At 26.8% G+C, this 21,506-nt stretch carries 13 protein-coding genes; all 13 read left to right on the forward strand.

Annotated features, from left to right (window positions below):
• Positions 1–23 precede the first annotated feature (23 nt).
• Complete coding sequence (locus BUA90_RS10285; protein ID WP_072968302.1) at positions 24–944, forward strand: GGDEF domain-containing response regulator; 921 nt, start codon at positions 24–26, stop codon at positions 942–944.
• 169 nt (positions 945–1,113) lie between these two features.
• Positions 1,114–2,574 carry a methyl-accepting chemotaxis protein gene (locus tag BUA90_RS10290; RefSeq protein ID WP_072968304.1) on the forward strand — a complete coding sequence of 487 codons (1,461 nt, stop codon included), beginning with the start codon at positions 1,114–1,116 and terminating at the stop codon, positions 2,572–2,574.
• An 11-nt stretch (positions 2,575–2,585) separates the two neighbouring features.
• Positions 2,586–3,140, forward strand: coding sequence for an RNA 2',3'-cyclic phosphodiesterase (thpR, locus tag BUA90_RS10295; RefSeq protein ID WP_072968306.1), 555 nt, complete (start codon positions 2,586–2,588; stop codon positions 3,138–3,140).
• Positions 3,141–3,300: 160 nt separating this feature from the next.
• A complete protein-coding gene (locus BUA90_RS10300) occupies positions 3,301–3,981 on the forward strand; it encodes a response regulator transcription factor (protein ID WP_072968307.1) in 681 nt (226 codons plus the stop codon).
• A gap of 95 nt (positions 3,982–4,076) precedes the next feature.
• Positions 4,077–5,765: a two-component system histidine kinase PnpS gene (gene pnpS / locus BUA90_RS10305; RefSeq protein ID WP_408608427.1), complete on the forward strand. Its 1,689-nt coding sequence runs from the start codon at positions 4,077–4,079 to the stop codon at positions 5,763–5,765.
• 228 nt (positions 5,766–5,993) lie between these two features.
• Entirely contained in the window at positions 5,994–7,718 is a 1,725-nt protein-coding gene (locus BUA90_RS10310; RefSeq protein WP_072968311.1) for a sensor domain-containing diguanylate cyclase, read from the forward strand.
• On the forward strand, positions 7,705–8,400 hold the full coding sequence (locus BUA90_RS10315) for a TIGR01906 family membrane protein (RefSeq protein ID WP_072968313.1): 696 nt from the start codon (positions 7,705–7,707) through the stop codon (positions 8,398–8,400). Before BUA90_RS10310 ends, BUA90_RS10315 begins: the two co-directional genes overlap by 14 nt.
• A gap of 147 nt (positions 8,401–8,547) precedes the next feature.
• Positions 8,548–11,973 (forward strand): helicase-exonuclease AddAB subunit AddB, encoded by a 3,426-nt coding sequence (gene addB / locus BUA90_RS10320; protein WP_072968315.1) that lies wholly within the window; start codon positions 8,548–8,550, stop codon positions 11,971–11,973.
• Positions 11,957–15,550: a helicase-exonuclease AddAB subunit AddA gene (gene addA, locus BUA90_RS10325; RefSeq protein ID WP_072968317.1), complete on the forward strand. Its 3,594-nt coding sequence runs from the start codon at positions 11,957–11,959 to the stop codon at positions 15,548–15,550. Before addB ends, addA begins: the two co-directional genes overlap by 17 nt.
• Positions 15,550–16,776 (forward strand): exonuclease SbcCD subunit D, encoded by a 1,227-nt coding sequence (locus BUA90_RS10330; protein ID WP_072968319.1) that lies wholly within the window; start codon positions 15,550–15,552, stop codon positions 16,774–16,776. The genes addA and BUA90_RS10330 overlap by 1 nt, the downstream gene beginning before the upstream one ends.
• Positions 16,757–20,290 carry an AAA family ATPase gene (locus BUA90_RS10335; protein ID WP_072968321.1) on the forward strand — a complete coding sequence of 1,178 codons (3,534 nt, stop codon included), beginning with the start codon at positions 16,757–16,759 and terminating at the stop codon, positions 20,288–20,290. The genes BUA90_RS10330 and BUA90_RS10335 overlap by 20 nt, the downstream gene beginning before the upstream one ends.
• A 58-nt stretch (positions 20,291–20,348) precedes the next feature.
• A complete protein-coding gene (gene cysQ, locus BUA90_RS10340) occupies positions 20,349–21,125 on the forward strand; it encodes a 3'(2'),5'-bisphosphate nucleotidase CysQ (protein ID WP_072968323.1) in 777 nt (258 codons plus the stop codon).
• A 148-nt stretch (positions 21,126–21,273) separates the two neighbouring features.
• Positions 21,274–21,506, forward strand: a 233-nt coding sequence (locus BUA90_RS10345; protein ID WP_072968325.1) for a transposase, incomplete at its 3' end; no start/stop codon positions are given.

A 21,506-nucleotide genomic window follows, 5' to 3' on the forward strand; every position in this document is an offset into this window, starting at 1 on the left:
TTAAGTTTAAATGAGGTGGCTTTATGGAAATCGGAACCATAAAAATACTGTTAATAGAAGATAGCAACTTTGATGCACGTATAATTAGCGATATGCTTACAAATATTGAAAGTAAAGATTTTATAAAAACACAATTTAAAATATCTTGGGTCAAAAATTTATCACAAGCTCTTGATATTCTTGAAAAAAACTACTTTGATATAATTTTATTGGATTTGACTTTGCCTGACAGTATGGGCATTGATACATTAAAAAAAGTAAATACAGAGTTTCCAGAGGTTCCGATTATAGTTATGACAAGCCTTAATGATCATATTATTGCAATTAATGCAGTAAAAAGTGGAGCACAAGATTATTTAATAAAAGGGCAGTTTAATACTAATTTGTTATTAAGAGCTATATATTATTCTATTGAACGACATAAAATGCTTGTAGCTCTTAGGAGTATGGCACTTATAGACCAATTGACAGGTCTTTATAATAGACATGGTTTTATGAATCTTGCTCAGCATCATATTAAACTGGCAAAGAGAAAAAACAAAGATTTATTGATAATGTATTGTGATTTAGATAATTTAAAGTATATAAATGATAATTATGGGCATGTTGAAGGCGATAATATAATTAAAGATACAGCTAATATATTAAAGAGTACTTTTAGAGAATCTGATGTTATTTCTCGCTTTGGCGGAGATGAGTTTGTAGTTTTAGCTATTGATGTAAGTAGAGAAGTGATATGCAAATTAATTGACAGACTTGAAAAAAATATTAGGGAACATAATAAAAATATGAAAAAACCTTATAAGATTTCGATGAGTATAGGTGTAAAAGTTTTTAATCCCAATTGTTCAGATGAAATAGAAGAGATTTTAAATGAAGCTGATAGACTTATGTATAAAAACAAGAGATTGAAAAAGAAAGGAAAAAGGCTATTTCCATGTTGACTCGGAAATAGCTTTTTTACATATTGTATAAAGTTTTTATTTATACAATAAATAATGAATATTAAAATTTTATAAAAAAGTTGGATAAAATTGACACTATGTTTTTAGTTTGATAATATATACCTATAATGGGTATATGTTATTTTTATTTGTTTGGGGGGATTATTGAATGTTTGGGAAAATAAAGTATTTAAAAGATTTAAGGAGAATAATTGATATTTTTGATAAGGGAAGTACAGAAGATGTAAGAAAAATTAAAATGAATAAAAATCATATAGTGGATACAATAATAAAACTTGTAAAAACTATTAAATTATATTCACCAAATGTAAAAGAATTGATAAAAGGGATTTATAGTGTTGCTACTAAGATAAGTACTTTTAATGTTCAATTGTTAACTTTTTCAAAAGATTTAGAAAAATCATCAAGTACATTAAAGGAAGCATCTGAATGTACACTTGCAGCTATTCAGCAAACTAATACGAGTATGAATTCAGTATCTGCAGCTTTATCTGTAAACCTTAAAGTTATAGATGATATTTCTCAAAAATCTGAAAAGATGTATGATGCAACTGAAAAAAATTTAGAGATGTTAAGTAAGATAAAGAAAAAGAGCAGTGAAGTATCAGATAGTGCAAAATCAATGGAAAATGATATGAGGAGTTTATTTCAAGTTATAAATGAAATAAAGGAAATAGTTGGAGTAATAAATAATATTGCAGCTCAGACTAACATGTTAGCTTTGAATGCAAGTATTGAAGCTGCAAGGTCAGGCGAACATGGAAGGGGGTTTGCTGTAGTAGCTGAAGAAATTAAAAAGCTATCTGAGAATACAAAAAGTCAGCTAAATGACATAGAAAAGTTGATGAATGAAATAGAAAGTGCATCTAATAAGAGCATTGAAAGCGTACAGTCTACTATCAGTTCTATTTCAGATATGAATGAATTTACACATGAAATGGAAAAGGCTTTTAAAGTAAATATGAAATCAGCAGAAGATGTAAAGGAAAATATAAAGAAAATATTTTCAGTGATTGAAGAAATAAGTGCTTCAAGTAAAGAAGTGAGTACTTCGATGAATATGGTAAGCAAACAGTCAGAAGATTTAAGTTTTTTAGCAAATGATTTGTTGAAAAAAGCAAATACAGCTAAGAATTTAGGTAGTTTAGTGAGTGAAATAGAAGATAAAATATCAAATCTAGCTAAAGTTAGTGGTATTATAAATGAAAATGAGTATTTTAAAATGGAAAATGAAGATTTTATAAATTTTATAGATGTAGTTATAAAATCTCATAAAAAATGGGTTAATAATTTAAGTGAAATGGCAAAAACTATGACAATAAAACCTATTCAGACAAATGGAAGAAAATGTACATTTGGACATTTTTATTATACTACATTTCCTATTAATTCTGATATAAAGAAAATATGGGATGAAATAGATGAAATACATTTAAATCTTCATAATATTGCTCATGAAGTTATTGAATATATTGAAAGTGGAAATAGAGAGAAAGCACTTTTAAAAGCAAATGAAGCATTAGATGTTTCAAATAAAATTATAAATATGTTCAATGAAATTAAATTAATTGCCGAAAAATTAAATGAAGATGGAAAATCTGTATTTTAGAGGTGTTTAATTTGAGAGTTTTTATAGCTATAGAATTATCAGATGATGTTAAAGATTATATAGAAAAAAGACAGAAGATAATTAAAAAATACAGTGAAAAGGGAAATTTTTCTTATAGAGAAAATTTTCATTTGACATTAAGATTTATTGGAGAAGTAGATTATGATGAAATAGAAAGGATTAAAACAGCTGTTAATGAAACAGCATGTATAAATAAAGAGTTTTATTTACAGTTAGGGGAACTTGGATATTTTCCGAGAAAAAATAAAAAAATTATATGGATAGGGATAAATAAAGGGCATAAAAATCTAAGAAGTTTATTTAATAATTTGGAGAAAAATTTAGTAAAGCAGGGTTTTAATAGAGAAGAGAGAGGTTTAAAACCCCATATAACTATAGGTAGAGAAGTAGTTATGCGAAATGAATTTGATTATATAAAAAAACAAGTAAATATAGAACCTTTAAAAATTTTGGTAGATAAAATTTCTTTGATGGAAAGTACTAGGATAAATGGAAAATTAACTTATATACCAATATATACTAAAAATATGTTAAGCTATAGATAATAAATATCTATAGCTTTAGTTTTATATATTAAATAAATTTTATATTTAAATGATATAAAGCTATTTAATTGCAAATTTATACTATGTAAAAATATTTAACAGATATTTAACATAGTTAGTATAAAATTAATTTATAAAACAAGTTAAAAGGAGAGTTGTTATGGGAAAGAGAATTTTAGTTGTAGATGATGAACATCATATTTTAGAGTTAATACAGTTTAATTTAGAAGTTAATGGATTTGATGTATTGACTTGTGATAATGGTGAAGATGCAGTAAAAATATCAAAAGAAGAAGAGATAGATTTAATAATACTTGACTTGATGCTTCCCGGAATAAATGGAATAGAAGTATGTAAAATGATAAGAGAAAAATATCATTCAGATGTTCCAATTATAATGCTTACTGCTAAAGGAGAAGAAAGAGATAAGATACAAGGATTAGAGATAGGTGCTGATGATTATATAACAAAGCCGTTTAGTATAGGAGAACTTATAGCAAGAATAAAGGCTGTACTTAGAAGAACAGAAGATAAAAGTAAAATAAACGATAAAGTTATAAAAGTGAAAAATATTGTAATAGATACTGAAAAGCATGAAGTTCAAAGAGATAATGAAATATTAGAACTCACTTTAAAAGAATTTGAACTTTTAAAAATGTTGGCTTTAAACAGAGGAAAAGTTTTATCAAGAGATGTAATATTAGATAAAATATGGGGATATGAATATTACGGAGATACAAGAACTGTAGATGTTCATATTAGGCATCTGAGAAAGAAAATAGGAGATACTAGTGGTGAATTTATAGAAACCGTTAGAGGTGTAGGTTATAAAATGAGATAGGTGATGAGATGAAGAAGAAAATATTTGTAACTTATATTATTTTATTACTTTTGGAAACTATTCTTACAGGGCTTTTTTCTCTCAGTTTTATAAAAATGAGCTATTTGAGTAATATAGAAGAAATGCTTATTACAGATGGTAATTTAGTAAATAAAATGGTAGAAGATAAGATAAAGGAAAAATATTTTAAAGATATTGATTTTTCAAAGCTTGCTAAAGAATATTCAAAGCAAATAAATGCTCGTATAACATTTATAAATAGAAATGGTGTTGTGGTAGGGGATTCGGAAATTGATAAATCTGATTTAAAAAATATTGAAAATCACATGAATAGACCGGAAATAAAAAAAGCACTTAAAGGTATTATAGGTAAAAGCCAAAGATATAGTAGTACTTTGGATATTAATTATTTGTATGTTGCTGTTCCAGTAGTTAAAGATGGCATTATTTATGGGGTAACAAGATTGGCATATCCTTTAAATAAGATAAATAAAATTTACTTTAATTTTATAAAAAAAATTGTAATATCAATGGTTATTGGTGTAGCTGTAGCAATGCTTCTTGGTTATAGATATATAAACAGAATTACAGAACCTATTAAAGAAATAACTGTTACAGCACAAAAAATATCAAATGGAGATTTTAGCAGTAGAGTTTATGTAGAAAGTGAAGATGAAGTTAAAATACTTGCTGATACATTTAATTTAATGGCAGAGAGATTAAATAATAATATTTCTGAACTTCAGGATAAAAATACAAAACTTAAATCGATATTAACAAGTATGAAAGAAGGTTTAATAGCAATTGATAACAGTAATAGAATAATCTTAATTAATTCACCGGCTAAAAAACTTTTTAATATAGAAAAAGAAGATGTTTTAAAAGAAGAAATTTTTAATTTAATTAACAATGAAGAATTAAAAATTTCTTTGGAAAAAATCATCAATGATAATGATTTAGAAAAGATAGAAGTTGCTATTGATGAACCAGAAATGAGAATATTAAAGATATATAAATATCTTATAAAATTGAATCAGGACCCAAACAGAATTATAGGTAAGCTCATACTAATTGTTGAAGTTACAGAGATGAGAAGACTTGAAAAAATGAGAACAGAATTTGTTGCAAATGTTTCCCATGAACTTAAAACACCTTTGACATCTATATTGGGATTTGTCGAAACTTTGAAAAATGGAGCTATAGATAATGAAAAAGTTAGAGATAAGTTTTTAAATATTATAGAAATTGAAGCAGAAAGATTAACGAGATTAATAGATGATTTGCTTACACTATCTGATATAGAAAGTAATAAGCTTAGCTCAAATAAAAAAGAATATATAGATGTTTATGAAGAAATGATACAAATAAAAGATATGATGGAAGAGATAGCAAAACAAAAAGATATAGAATTTATTTGTGAAATTCAAGAAAGTTTACCTAATATATACGGAAATAGAGATTGGTTTAAGCAGATGATTATTAATTTAGTGGATAATGCAATAAAATACACACCAGAAGGTGGAATTGTAAGAGTTTCTGCTTATGAAAAGGAAAATAGTATATTTATTTCTGTAAAAGATACGGGTATAGGTATTCCTAAAAAAGATATACCTAGATTATTTGAAAGATTTTATAGGGTTGACAAGGCTAGGTCAAGAAAAGTAGGAGGAACGGGACTTGGACTTGCAATAGTAAAGCATATAGTTTTATCTTTTGGCGGAAAAGTCGATGTGTATAGTGAGGAAGGTAAAGGTGCTGAATTTTTAGTTAAAATTCCCCTTTAGTCTTTTTTTTATTGATAAAGTTTTGATTTTTTTAATAAAAATTTCAATGTAGATATAATAAATCGCATGGTACAACAAAAAAATATTTATTTCGACAAATTTTAGGGTATATAGAATAATAAAATTTATAAAAATTTTTAAATTTAATTAAATTTTTTAATTGAACTATTTATTTATTGTTAAAGACCTTTTCAGATAGGTATTTTTTATAATTAAGGGGAGAATATTATGCTACTAAGGAGTATAAGAACAAAATTTTTAATTTATTTATTGTTATTTTCATTGATTTCTTTAAGTTTTATGGCTTATTTTGGGTATAATAGTGCTAAAAAATTTATCTATCAAATAGAAAAGGAAAAAGTAAATTTTTTCTGTGAAAATGTAGAAGAAAAATTTACGGAATTATTCAATAATTCAAATGATACACTTTTTTTTCTTAAATATATAACAGAGGAAATTTTAAATAAAATAAATTCTGAACATAAAATTGAAAGTCATATAAGAAGTGTATTTTTTAATTTTGTAAAAACTAATAGGCAGTATGAAGGAATAAGGTTAATTGATAAATATGGGAATGAAAGGATAAGTGTAAATAAAAGCCAGATTTTTGATAATAATCATTTTGAAAAGAGTAATCAATATAGAAAAAATGAATATTATATCAAAGAAGGGTTAAAACTGAAAAAAGAAGAGGTTTTTATTAGTGAAATTTATTTATTATATATAAAGAGTGAAAATACCTTTAAACCCATGATTGATTTATTAACTCCTGTTTATAAGGGAAAAGAACTTGAAGGGTTTTTGATTTTAACTGTAGATATAGATTATATATTAGAAGATATTGAAAAATTAAAAACTAAGAATAAATATCAAAATATAATAATAATTGATGAAAATGGAGATTATTTATTAGATTTTTTGAATACGAAAAAAGAATATGTAAGAAAAGATTTAAATAAGAAAAAGAATTTTAAAGAAGATTACCCACAATTTTACAATAAGATAGTAAATAGTAAATCACTCAATATTAATTTGGACAAGACAAATATGATAGCTTGGTATCCAATTAATATAGAAAAATTAAATAACAAAAAATTATTTTTACTTATTAAAGTAGATATAAAACAGTATCTTTCTTCATTTATAAAATTTAGAGAGGTTTTTATTATTCAAATAGTGGTTATTATTTTAATATTAATTATTATAGGTATGATGTTAACAAAACATTTTACTGCTCCAATTTTAAAATTGTCAGAAGCTGCGTTAAGTATTGGGAAAGGATATTTTGATATAGATTTAGATATAAAGACGAATGATGAGCTTGAGGTACTATCAAATAATATAAAGAATATGGCTTGGGAATTAGAAAATATGTATAAAAACATGCAAGAAATAGTAGATGAAAAAACTAAGAAACTTAAGGAAGCTCATGAAATTTTGGAAGAGATGGCTATAAAAGACCCTTTGACAGGACTTTATAATAGACATTATTTTAATCAGTATATACAAAATTTTGAATTTGAAGAAGCAAAAAAACATAAAAAATTGATGATATTAATAATAGATGTAGATGAGTTTAAATATATAAATGATAATTATGGACATAATATAGGCGATATAGTTCTTATGGAAGTAGCAAAACTTTTAAAAAATTCATCGAGAGAAAGTGATATAGTAGTTAGATATGGAGGAGATGAGTTTTTAGTTATTTTGTTTGATAGCGATATGAAAATAGTTGAAAAATTTATAAATAGGTTTAATGATAATTTAAAGCATTGGAATAAGACATCAAACGTGTTAAATCATGATTTAACTGTTAGTATAGGATATGATGAATACAATGAAGGTCAAAATATACTTGAAGTAATAAATAATGCAGATAAGATGATGTATAGAAATAAAATGGCAAAAAAAAGAAAAATAAAAAAAGAGGTAAAAGATGATAAAATATAAAAGTGTTAAGTATATTTTTATATTTAGATTATTACTTATTATTTTTTTACCAATGACTATATTACTAACTATTTTAGAATTTTATGCATTTAATAAAGAATTTTATTTGATAGAATTTGATAAGTATAACATATATAAGACTACCAAAATGAATAAAGAAGATATATCTAAAGTTGCTGATAAATTAATATCCTATATGAAGGGAGAAATTAATAATTTAAATATTACTGCAAAAATAAATGGAATAACAGATGAAGTTTTTGGACAGCGTGAAAAACAACATATGATAGATGTACAGATATTATTTAATCGTGGTTTTAAATTGAGAAAAATTAGTTTTATTGTGAGTTTGTTATCTTTATTTGGAATAACATTTTTGGCACAAGATAGAAAGAGAGAATTATTTAAAGTATTATTGTGGGCTGGAATAATACCGCTTATTTTAATGATAATTCTCTTTATCCTTTTAAAAATAAACTTTTACAAATATTTTACGATTTTTCATAAAATATTTTTTACAAATGATTTATGGCTTCTTAATCCTGAAACAGATATACTAATTCAAATGTTGCCCCTTGGATTTTTTATAGATATGTGTATAAGGATTTTGACAATTTTTATAGTGATATTATTTGCTGATGTAATAATATCATATTTTGCATTAAACAAATTTTTAAATTGATACTTATTACAAATATCAATTTAAAATTTAAAACTTGTGATTTTAAAAGCAGAGTATGTTTAGTACTCTGTTTTTTTGTTGTATAATAGAAAAGAACAAATATTCGAAAAGCATATATTTAAAATGTAAGAAGGAAGGAGATAGAAATTGAAACTGCGATATATATTGGGGAGAGCTGGGACAGGTAAAACACATTTAATTTTTAATGAAATAAAAAAGAGGTTGGAGGAAGGTGGAGAAAATAAACTTATATTGTTAGTTCCCGAGCAGTTTACACTTCAAACTGAGTATGATTTGATAGCTAAAACGGATATTCATGGAATAATGAGAGTAGAAGTTTTAAGTTTTGAAAGATTGGCTTATAAAGTTTTTAGTGAAGTAGGAGGATTAAAAAAAATAGATATAGATGAGCTAGGTAAAATAATGGTTTTGAGAAGACTTTTTGATAAATACAGCTATGAGCTTAAATTATACCAAAAGGCATTTAAGCAGCAGGGTTTTTTATCAAATTTTTGTTCTTTGATTTCAGAATTTAAAAGAAATGATATATCGCCGGAGTTGATAAGAGAAAGTCTTATTTCTTTTGATGAAGATATTATACTGAAAAAAAAATTAGAAGATATAAGTTTTATATATGAAAAATTTAATAGCTATATGGATGGTAGATATACTGATGAAGAAGATAAATTTAATATGCTCATTGAAAAAATAGGAGAAGCTAAGTTTTTAAATAGTGCAGAAGTTTGGATAGATGAATTTAGCGGATTTACTTCTCAAGAATACAAAGTTTTAGAAAAAATTCTTTTAAATGCTAAAAAAGTGAATATAGCTTTAACAATTGATACGAATAAAGATGTTAAAGATAAAGACCTTTTTATGCCGACAAATGAAACTTTTAAAAAACTTAGAGAAATAGCCAACAGATATGGCATAAAGGAAACAAAAACGGACCTCAATAAAAAACAAAATGAATTAATACATAAATCGGAGGATTTAAGACATTTGGAAAGAGAAATTTATGCCTTTCCCTACAGAAAGTATAGAAAAAGACCTGAAAGTATAGAAATATTTTCTGGAACTAATCAATATACGGAGATAGAAAATGCTGCAATAAAAATTTTGTCACTTGTAAGAGATAAAGGATATAGATGGAAGGATATAGCTTTAGTTACTGGAGCAATGGATGTGTATGGTCCTATTATAAAAAGAGTATTTAGTGAATATGGAGTACCTTATTTTTTAGATGAAAAGAGAAGTATAATGAATAATCCCATAGTTAAATTGATATTGTCTTCATTAGATGCATTATATAGAAATTTTAAATATGAAGATGTATTTAGATTTGTAAAGACTGGATTTTGTAATATAGATAAAGAAGAAATTGAAAAATTGGAAAACTATGTTTTGAGATGGGGGATAGAAGGAAATAAATGGTTTGAAGAATTTATATACGAAGATGAAGATATTGAGACAATAAATCAAATACGTAAAAAGTTTATAAAGCCATTTGAAAATATAAAGACGAAATTAAAGAAAAAGAGTACAGTTGAGGAGATAAGTACATATTTATTTGAATTTTTACAAGAGTTAAATATAGAAGAAAAACTTGATGATTGGATAGATAAATTAAGGGAAGAAGGCAGATTAGAGTATGTAAATGAAAATACTCAAATATGGAATATTCTTATAAAGATATTTGACCAATTAGTTGAAATTTTAGGAGATACAAAAGTAAATTTGAGAGAATATAGAAAGATTTTAGAGGCTGGATTTTCACAGTACGAGGTAGGTATAATACCTCCTACTATTGACCAAGTTTTAATAGGTAATCTTGAACGTTCAAAGAGTCATGAAATAAAAGCTCTTTTCGTTGTAGGAGTAAATGACGGAATACTGCCTTCTTCCTTTAAAGACGAAGGACTTTTAGTAGATGAAGAAAAACTTATTATAAAAAATATGGGTTTACCTATATATTCTGACAGCGAAACGAAGATAAGAGAAGAACAGTTTTCAATATATACAGCTCTTTCTAAACCTAAAGAATATTTATGGATAAGTTATGCATTATCTGATATAGAAGGCAGAGCACTTAGACCTTCAATATTAATAGACAGATTTAAAAAACTTTATCCAAAACTCATAATAAAGAGTGATATTCCTAAAACTGTTGAAGAAGATAAAAAAAGGCAGGAAAGCCTCGTTTCAACAAAGATAGCAACTTTTAAGTATCTGATAGAGAATTTAAGACGAAAGGTTGATGGAAACAATATATATGACTTATGGTATGAAGTTTATGACTGGTATTTTAATAACGATGATTGGAAAGATAAACTTGATATGGTTATAGAAGGATTATTTCATAATAATCAAGAAGGATATATTGGAGAAGAAAAGGCAAGAAGTCTTTATAATGTGCCATTTAAATCTAGTATTTCAAGATTTGAAAAATTTGTAAATTGTCCTTTTGCCCATTTTATAAATTTTGGTTTAAAACCACAGGAGAGGAAGGAATATAAAATAAAAACTCCTGATTTAGGTAGATTATTCCATGCTTCGATGGAAAAGTTTGCAAAGACTTTAAAACTAGAAGATTTGAGTTGGAGAGAGCTAAATAGAGAAAAATGTGATGAAATAGTAGAAAAAATAATAGATGAAATAACACCACAATTTGAAAATAATATTCTTTCTAGTTCTTATAGATATAAATATCTTATAAATAAACTTAAAAGAATAAGTAAACGTGCAGTGTGGACTCTTACCGAGCATATAAAAAAAGGTGACTTTAAACCTTCGTTTTATGAATTTGGATTTGGTGATGATTTATACAGTAATGCTCCACCAATTATTATAGAGCTTCCAAATGGAGAGCAGATAAAAATAGAAGGCAGAATAGATAGGATAGATATTTTAGAGGGAGATAAAAGAAGCTATGTAAAAGTTATTGATTATAAATCTGGAAATAAAAAGTTCAGTTTATCTGATGTATATTATGGATTACAAATTCAATTGATAGTCTATTTAGATGCAGTATTAATAAATAAGGATAAACTTATGGTAAATGAAGCATATCCCGGCGGTGTTTTTTACTTTAAATTAGATGATCCAATGGTGGAAAGTGATGGAAATGATATAGAAGCTATAGAAAAAGAAATAATGAAAAAGCTTAAAATGGATGGGATAATCATAAAAGATATAAATATAGCTAAAGCAATGGATAGAGATTTAGAAGATGAAAAAAATTCAAGTGTAATACCTGTATCTTTAAAGAAAGATGGAAATTTTACAAAATATTCTTCTGTGCTTGAAGATGAAGACATGTATAATTTGATAAAACACGTTAGAAATCTTATTATTGAAATTGCAGGAGAAATATTAAAGGGAAATATAAAAATAGAGCCTTGTAAAATAGATAATAGAATATACTGCGAATATTGTGAATATGCCTGTATATGTCAGTTTGACAAAAATTTTGATAACAACAATTATAGGATAATAAGAAAATTATCTGATGAAGAAGTAATTAAAAAAATAAGGGATGAAATAAGGGGTGACCTTAATGCCAAAATGGACTAAGGCTCAAGAGATGGCCATAAATATAAGAGATAAGAATTTGCTTGTATCTGCAGCAGCAGGTTCTGGTAAGACGGCAGTTTTAGTTGAAAGAATAATAAGACTTATACTGGAAGAAAAAATAGATATAAACAGACTTTTAATAGTTACATTTACTAATGCAGCAGCAGGGGAAATGAGAGAAAGGATATTAGATGCCTTTTTAGAGCAGATAGAAAAGGGATTTGAAGATGAAAAGCATATTAGAAGACAAATTACTTTGTTAAATAAATCTTATATAACTACTCTCCATTCTTTTTGTATAGATGTGGTAAGAAAAAACTTTCATTTGATAGATATAGACCCTTCTTTTAGAATAGGAGATTTTGCTGAAACGAATATACTCATACAAGAAACGTTAGATGAGTTGTTGGAAGAAGAATATGAAAGAGCTGATGAAAATTTTATTACTTTAGTAGAAGGGTTTGGTGGAAGTAGAGAAGATATAAAACTTCAAGAGCTTATTTTAAGAGTATATGGATTTATTCAAAGTAAGCCATATCCAAAGAAGTGGCTTAATGAATGTGTAGAAAAGTTTACTATGTCTAAAGAAGAATTTGAAAAAAGTCAATGGATAAATACTATAAAAAGCAGTATTAGAATAGAGCTTAATGGGGCAAGAGATGTGATAACAGAAGCTTTAAAACTATGCAATAAGATAAATGGACCAAAGGAATATGAAACGGCATTACTTGTAGATTTAGGTAATGTCGACAGTCTTCTTAGAAGTCTTGATATAGGACTTGAAAAATTTTATTTAAACATTAGTGATATTGATTATCCGAAGTTTAAACAAATACGAGGCAGTAGAAAACTTGAGGTGGATAATTTACTTCAAGAACAAGTGAAAGAGCTTAGGAATAAATATAAAGATATAATAAATAAATCAATTAAAGAAAATATATTGACTAAAAGTGTAGATGAGTATGTAAGTGAATTAAATAAAATGTATCCGGTTATGAAATATCTTGAAAGATTAGTTAACAGATTTTCAGAGAAGTACAGTGAAAAGAAATTGGACAAGGGAATTTTAGATTTTAATGATTTGGAACATTATGCTTTAAAAGTGTTGGAATATGAAGAAGTACAGAGAGATTACAGAAATCATTTTGAATACATTTTTGTAGATGAATACCAAGATAGCAATATAGTGCAGGAAACTATCTTAAATAGAATAAAAAGGGAAAATAACTTGTTTATGGTTGGTGATGTTAAACAAAGTATATATAGGTTTAGACTAGCTGACCCTTCACTTTTTATAGAAAAATATGAAACTTATGCAAAAGAAGGAGATAGCCTTAATAAAAGGATAGACCTGTCGCAGAACTTTAGAACTAGGGTGGAAATACTTGAAGGAATTAACTTTTTATTTAAAAATATAATGTCAAAAGAATTAGGAGAAATAGATTATACTGAAGATGCTTATTTATATAAAGGGCTTGAATTTAAAAAAATAGATAATCCTCATATAGAATTAAATATAATAGAGAATAAAATAGAAGAATCAGGAGAAATAGATGAAGAACTTGAAGAAATGTCTACTGCAGAAGTTGAAGCAAGGTTTGCAGTAAAGAAGATAAAAGAGCTTATTGGTAAAAAAACTTATAATGCAAAGATGCGGCAGTATATGGATATAGACTTTAGGCATATAGTTATACTTTTAAGGTCTCCTAAAAATTGGGCACCAATATTTGCAGAAGTGTTTGCCAAAGAGGGAATACCTCTTTATTCAGATGACAGTTCTGGATATTTTAATACTTTGGAAATAAATATATTTCTCGATTTATTAAGACTTATAGACAATAAGAGACAAGATATACCGCTTCTTAGCGTGATGAGGTCTCCTATAGGAAATTTTACTACTGATGAGCTTATAAAAATACGACTTAATAAAAGGGAAGGAAGTTATTATAGTGCTTTAGAAGCTTACATTATAGATAATGAAGATAAGCTTTCCAAAAAAATAAAATGTTTTATAGAAAAACTTGATAAATGGGCTTATCAAGCAAGGTATTTTAAGTTAGATGAGTTCATTTGGAAACTTTTAATAGAAACTGGATATTATCACTACGTTGGAGCAATGCCCGGTGGAATACAAAGACAAGCTAATTTGAGGGTATTAGTAGATAGAGCATATCAATTTGAAAAAAGTGCAATAAATGGACTTTTTCTTTTCCTCAGATTTATAGATAAACTTACAAAGAGTAGAGGAGATATGGGAGCAGCTAAAACTTTAGGAGAAAATGAAAATGTAGTTAGAATTATGAGTGTTCATAAGAGTAAAGGTCTAGAGTTTCCAGTAGTTATATGTACAGGGCTTGGCAAAAAATTCAATCTTACAGATACTAGGCGAGATGTATTGCTTCATAGAGAGTTGGGTTTAGGTCCTAAATTTATAGATGTGGACAAGAGGATATATGGACAGACTTTGCCGCAAATAGCTATTAAAAGGAAAATGAAGATAGAAAGTCTTTCAGAAGAAATGAGAATACTTTACGTTGCACTTACAAGAGCTGTTGATAGACTCATACTAATAGGTTCAGTAAAGGATTTACAGAAAGGATATAAAAAGTGGTCGAAAAAAACATCAGTACATAATCTGATAAAAGCAAATTCTTATCTTGATTGGATTTGCAGTGCTTTATTTATACATAAAGATGGAGAAGTATTGAGAAATTTAGGAGAAGTTTTTGATAAGGATATTTCTTTTGATAAAAATGATAATTCAAGATGGATTATAAATTTAATAAATAAGGCTGAAATACTTTTAGAAGAAAATGACAAATTAGAAACACATAAAGAGCTTAAAAATAAATTTAAAAATTTCGTATTAGAAAAGGAAAGAAAATTTACAGATATGATAAATAAACGATTTAATTGGGAGTATAGATATAAAAATGCAGAAAAAATTCCTTCTAAATTAGCTGTAAGTGATATAAAAAAGGTTTCAGTGAAAAATTTAGAAAATATAGCATTTAATATACCTTCACTTATTAAAAAACCTAAATTCATAGAAGGCAAAAAACCATTTACAAAAGCAGAAATAGGTACAATTGTTCATTTTGTAATGCAGCATATTGATTTAAATAAAGCTGGTGATATAGAGTCCATAAGAAAGCAGATAGATATGATGGTGGTAAAAGAGCTTTTAACAGAAGAAGAAGCTAAAGTAGTCGATGAAGAAAAAATAATGCGTTTTTTTAAAAGTCCTTTAGGGAAGAGGATATTGTCGGCTGAAAAAGTTTATAGAGAAGTTCCATTTGTGCTTAGAAAAAAAGCAAGTGATGTAATTGAAAAAATTGATGACTGTGAGGAAGTCTTAATTCAAGGAGTGATAGACTGTTATTTTGAAGAAGATGGTAAAATAGTTCTTATAGATTATAAAACTAGTGAAGTATTCGGTGGAAACATAAATAGTATTTTAGAGAGGTATAAAGCACAGATTGATATTTATAAAGAAGCCCTCGAAAAGATTACTGGAAAAGTGGTTAAAGAAAGTTATATTTATCTATTTGATACAGATGAGGGGGTAAAGGTGTAATGAGAATACTCCATACATCAGATTGGCATTTAGGGAAATATTTAGAAAATCAAAGCAGATTAGATGAACAAGAAAAGTTTATAGAAGATTTAATTGAAATTGCAGATGAAAAAGATGTTGACCTAGTTGTAATTGCAGGAGATGTTTATGATACCAGTAATCCGCCTGCAAGGGCAGAAAAATTATTCTACAGAGCATTAAATGCTCTTGCTAAAAATGGGGAAAGAGTAGTTTTAACGATAGCTGGCAATCATGATAATCCCGATAGAATTACTGCATCTACTCCAATTGCTCGAGAACAAGGAATAATTCTTCTTGGAAATCCTAAAAGTAAGGTTGAAAAAGGAAAAATAGGAAAGAATGAGATAATTGATGCTGGTGAAGGATATTTAGAGATAAAAATAAAGAATGAAAAAGCAGTAATATTGACTTTGCCTTATGTAAGTGAACAAAGACTTAATGAGGTCTTAGGAGATATTAGAAGCGAAGAAGATATGCAGAAAAGTTATTCTGAAAAAGTTGGAAAAATATTTAATGATTTATCAAAAAAATTTAGAAAAGATACGGTGAATATAGCAGTAAGTCATATATTTGTCATGGGAGGAGAAACATCCGATTCAGAAAGAGTGCTGCAAGTAGGTGGGGGCTTGACAGTACATGCTAATATGCTTCCTAAAAAGGCTCAGTATATAGCACTTGGACATCTTCATAAGCCTCAAAAAGTAAAAAATACTGATATAAAAGCCTATTATTCAGGTTCACCTCTCCAATACAGTAAAAGTGAGATTGGTTATAGTAAATGTATTTACATAGTAGATGTAGAAGCTGGGAAAGAAGCAGTAGTGCAGGAGGTACTTTTAAAAAATAGGAAGCCTATAGAAGTTTGGAGATGTAGTAGTATAGAAGATGCAATAGATTACTGCAGAGAAAATCAAGATAGAAAGGTGTGGGCATATTTAGAAATAGAGACCGATAGAATTTTAAGCCAATCGGAAATAAAGGAGATAAAAAAATTAAAGCCAGATATTCTTTCAATAATACCAATTATTGAGGGAATAGAAAGAGATGAATTAAATGAAGAAAGATTTAAAGAGAAGAATATAATAGAACTCTTTAAAGAATTTTATATTAGCGAAAGAAATGTAGAGCCTTCAGAAGAGTTTATGAAACTTTTTGCAGAGATAGCTAGGGAAGAAGGTGAAGAAATTGAAACCAAAACTTCTTAAAATAGCAGGACTTAACAGTTTTGTTGAAAAACAGACAATAGATTTTTCAAAACTTATAGAAAAAGGACTCTTTGGAATTTTTGGACCAACTGGAAGTGGTAAATCTACTATACTCGATGCAATAACCATAGCATTATACGGTCAGATTTCGAGGTCAACAAAAGAGTATATAAATACTGACAGTGATAAATTATATGTTTGCTATGAATTTGATATAGGTGATGTAGAAAAGAGAAAATCTTACAAAATAGAAAGAAGTATAAAGAGAAATAAAAATGGAGGAATAACTACTGATTTTGCAAGGTTGTGTTATTTAGATGATGAAGGAAATGTCTATAAAGTCATTGATAAAGTATCTGAAGTTAATAATGAAATTGTAAAGATAATAGGATTAAATCACAGTGATTTTACACGTTCAGTAGTACTTCCACAAGGTAAGTTTAGCGATTTTTTGAAATTATCCGGAAGTGATAGGAGAAATATGCTTGAAAGAATTTTAGGACTTGAAAAGTATGGAATAAAGCTTATAGAAAAAATAAAGACTGTAAGAAGAAAAAATGAAGAAGAATTAAATATATTAAATGGTGAACTCAGCAGATATGAAGGAGTTTCAGAGGAAAATTTAAAAATATTAAAGAGTGAGCTTAAAAATTTACAGAAAAAAGAGCAGATACTTAGAAAAGAGCTTGCAGAAATTGATAAAAAGTATGAAAATTTCAGTAAAATTTGGGAACTGCAAATAGAACTTAATAATTATTTAGAAGAAGAAAAGAAATTAAGTTTAGATAAGAGTAAAATAGATTTTAAAAGGGAAAAATTAAAAAAAGCAGTAAGAGCTTTAAGTATAAAGCCTTATTTAATGAGATATGAAGATATTTTAGAAAAAATTAATATAAAAAAGAATTTACTAGTTAAACTTGAAAGGGAAATAGATAAACTTAAAACCCAAAATGAGAGTACAGAGGCAGAATATAAAAAGGCATATGAAGATAAAGAGAAAAATTTACCAATCATAATTGAAAAAGAGGCAAATTTGAAAAATGCATTAGAAATAAAAAAAGATGTAGAGAAGTTGAAAAGAGAAAAGGAAGAACTTGCTAAAAAATATAGTGAGTTAAAAACTAATATTACTAAATATGAAAGAGAAGTAGAAATTAATAATTCCAATAGAAAAAGATATTTAGAAGAATTAAACAGCATAGAAAAGACGATTAATGATATTAAAGTTGTTCCTGAATATAGAGAAAAATTAAACAAAGCGTGGGAAGTAGAAAAGAATTTAAAAAAATTATTAGAAGAGAAAGAAAAAAATTTGAAATATATAAGTAAATTAGAAGAAGTTATAAAAGACAATAATGATAAATTAAATAAAATAAATACAGATATAGATGAAAAATCTAAATTAGTTCTAAAAATAGAAGAAGAAATAAAAAAACTTGAAGAAAATGCACCAAAGGACAGAAATTATATATTTAAAAAAGAGCTTGAAATACAGCAAATGAAAATGATTTTAGAAAAAGCTCAAGAAGATTTGGAGAGAAAAAAGGTTTTAGAGAAAGAACTGTCAGATATAACAAATATGATAAAAGAAAATGAAATAAAGCTTAACTATTTAATAGAAAATTTTAATGAAAACAATCAGCGATTAGAAGAAGCAAATTTTGAAATTGAAAAACTTGAAAAGTTGTATAGGGCTAGTATATTGAGTTTAGAACTTGAGGAAGGAAAGCCTTGTCCTGTATGCGGTTCTTGTCATCATCCACAAAAAGCTGAAAGAGTAGAACAAGAAGTAATTGAAGGAATAAAAGAAATTAAAAGAGGACTGGAAGAAACAAGAGAAGAGTTAAAAGGACAAATTAATAAAATTGAATTTATAATAGAAAAAGATAAAAAAGAAGAAGAAAAGAAAAAAGAAGAGATTAAGAAGTGTATTGATAAGTTAAAAGGGATAGAAATAAAACAGTTGAAGATAGATATAGATAATAAAGAAAGAGAAATAGATATATTAAATGAAGCATTAGAGCAATGGGAAGTAGATTTGAAGGAGAAAAGAGAAAACTATGATAAATTTGTAAGAGAAATAAATAGTCTTGAAGGTGAGAGAATACGGTATAGTGAAAGTCTTAAAAAAGACAGAGAAAGATTACAGGAAATGAATATTAAACTTGAGGATATAGAAAAAGATATTAATACAAGTAAAGAATTGTATACAAGATACAAAGAAATATTGAAACTTGAAAATATTGAAGAAAAGATAAGTGAAGTGAGAAAAAATGATAAGAAGTTAGTTAATCTGGAAAAAAGACACAGAGAATTAAGAGAGATTATAGAAAAATTGGACAGGGATAGAGAGAATATAAATCGAATATTAAATAATGAAAAGATTGAACTTGGCAAGATAGTAGAAAAAGGAGAAGAAAAGAAGAAAATTATTGATGAATATGAAGAAAAAATTAAAAGTGTAGTAGGAGATAGAAATCTGGAAGAATATTTATTGGAAATACAGGAAAACAAAGTAAATATTATTAAATTAGAGGAAACTTTAAGGGGAAAGCTTGAAAAAGAAAAAAATGAAATAATGAAAAAACAAGATGAATTGACTAAAATTAAAACTTCTCTTAATACTTTTGAAAAGGAACTTAAAGATGTTGAAAAAGAGGTAAAAAGACAGTTGGAAGAAAAAGGATTTGAAGATGTAGAAGAAGTAAATAAAAGTTTAATGGCTGAAGAAGATATAAAAGTATTAGAAGATGAGATAAAAAGATATGATGATGATATTAAGAGGATAAATGACAATATTATAAGGATTAAAAGTAAATTAAACAACCAATGGATAGATGAAAAAGAATGGATAAAATTAAAGAAAGATAGGGAAACTAAAGGATTTGAAATGGACAATTTAAAAGAAGAATTGGGCAAGAAAAAAGAACAAATTAATGAGATGAATAAAAATATTGAAAAAGTTAGAGAATTAAATCAAAAAATAGTTGTACTGCAAAAAAAGGTGGATATGTTAAAGGATATGTCTAAACTCGTATCTGGAAATAGATTTGTTGAATTTGTTGCAGTAAATCATTTGAAATATATAGCTAGAGAAGCATCTAAAAGGCTGATGGATATTACTAATAAAAGGTACAGTTTAGAAATTGATTCACAGGGAAATTTTGTGATTTGTGATAATTATAATGGTGGTGTAAGAAGGGACTGCAATACATTATCAGGTGGAGAGACGTTTATGACTTCTCTATCTTTAGCTTTAGCATTATCTACACAAATACAGCTTAAAGGAAATGCTTCAATAGAATTTTTCTTCCTTGATGAAGGCTTTGGAACTCTTGATAATCACTTACTTGATACAGTTATGACTTCACTTGAAAAACTTTATGAAGAAAAATTAGCCGTTGGAATTATAAGTCATGTCGAAGAATTAAAAAATAGAGTTCCTGTAAAGCTGATAGTAACTCCAGCTCAATCAGGACTGCATGGTACAAAGGTACATATTCAGAGAAATTAATAATTTAACAATTATTATCTATTAATTATTCACTATTTAAGGTATGGGAGCTGATAATATGAATTTAATTAAAGAATTAGATACAGCAAAGAAATTAGCAGTAAAAGCAGGAAAAGCTATACTCGATATATATGAAAATTCATTTGAAATAGAATACAAGGAAGATAAATCTCCAATAACATTAGCTGATAAAAAATCAAATGATATAATTGTAGAAGGATTAAAAAAAGAATTTCCGGCATATTCTATACTTTCTGAGGAACTAGAAGATAACAAAACTAGACTTAAAAATGATTGGTGCTGGATTGTAGACCCGCTAGACGGAACTAAAGAATTTATTAAGAAGAATGGTGAATTTACAGTTAATATAGCTCTTTCTTATAAAAATAAGGTAGTTCTTGGAGTTATATATATACCTGTGACAGATGAACTTTATTATGGAATTAAAGGAGTAGGTGCTTTTTATAAAAATAAACATAAAGAAGAAAAAATAAAAGTTTCTGATAGAAGAAAAGAGCTAAGGGTAGTTATGAGCCGTTCACATGCTACAGATAAACTTACATATCTATTAGAAAAAAATAAAGATAAAATAAACGATGTTAAAAAAGTTGGGAGTTCTCTTAAAGGGTGTCTTATTGCCAGAGGCGAAGCAGAAATATATTATAGATTTAGTTTAACTAAAGAATGGGATACCGCTGCAATGCAGGCTATAGTTGAATGTGCAGGAGGTATATTTAAACAAATAGATGGCTTGGACATGATTTATAATAGAGAAAATCCTCTTAATGAGAAGGGGTTTTATATCTTAAATAATATTGATAACAAATTGATTTAGATTATAAGTTAACGATTGTAAAGTATATGATATTTTAATATGATTTTTTATTTAGATTTAGGCTATTGGCTTATTAGCTTTTTAGCCCCCTAATAGATTTGGACAAAATTAACCATAGAAATATAATAAATTTAGGGGGTGGATTTAAGTGCCAAAAAAACAACTCACTGAAGAATTTAGAGTTAAAGTAGTTAAAGAAGCCTTAGAAACTGGTGAACAAGGTATAGTAGCAAGACGTCATGATATTCATCCGGTTACCTTATCAAGATGGATAAATAACTATAAAAAATATGGAAAAACAACAGTTTCTAAACAAACTTCCAAAACTACTAATAAAGATGTTGAGTCTCAGATACTAGAAAAAGAAAATGAACAACTAAA

This window comes from Caminicella sporogenes DSM 14501 (genome assembly GCF_900142285.1).
GTDB lineage: Bacteria > Bacillota > Clostridia > Peptostreptococcales > Caminicellaceae > Caminicella > Caminicella sporogenes.

Bases quoted from the DNA above. Each gene is read 5' to 3' on its own strand.
- BUA90_RS10285 (WP_072968302.1), top strand. From the start codon at position 24: ATGGAAATCGGAACCATAAAAATACTGTTAATAGAAGATAGCAACTTT.
- BUA90_RS10290 (WP_072968304.1), top strand. From the start codon at position 1,114: ATGTTTGGGAAAATAAAGTATTTAAAAGATTTAAGGAGAATAATTGAT.
- BUA90_RS10300 (WP_072968307.1), top strand. From the start codon at position 3,301: ATGGGAAAGAGAATTTTAGTTGTAGATGATGAACATCATATTTTAGAG.
- pnpS (WP_408608427.1), top strand. From the start codon at position 4,077: ATGAGCTATTTGAGTAATATAGAAGAAATGCTTATTACAGATGGTAAT.
- BUA90_RS10310 (WP_072968311.1), top strand. From the start codon at position 5,994: ATGCTACTAAGGAGTATAAGAACAAAATTTTTAATTTATTTATTGTTA.
- BUA90_RS10315 (WP_072968313.1), top strand. From the start codon at position 7,705: ATGATAAAATATAAAAGTGTTAAGTATATTTTTATATTTAGATTATTA.
- addA (WP_072968317.1), top strand. From the start codon at position 11,957: ATGCCAAAATGGACTAAGGCTCAAGAGATGGCCATAAATATAAGAGAT.
- BUA90_RS10330 (WP_072968319.1), top strand. From the start codon at position 15,550: ATGAGAATACTCCATACATCAGATTGGCATTTAGGGAAATATTTAGAA.
- cysQ (WP_072968323.1), top strand. From the start codon at position 20,349: ATGAATTTAATTAAAGAATTAGATACAGCAAAGAAATTAGCAGTAAAA.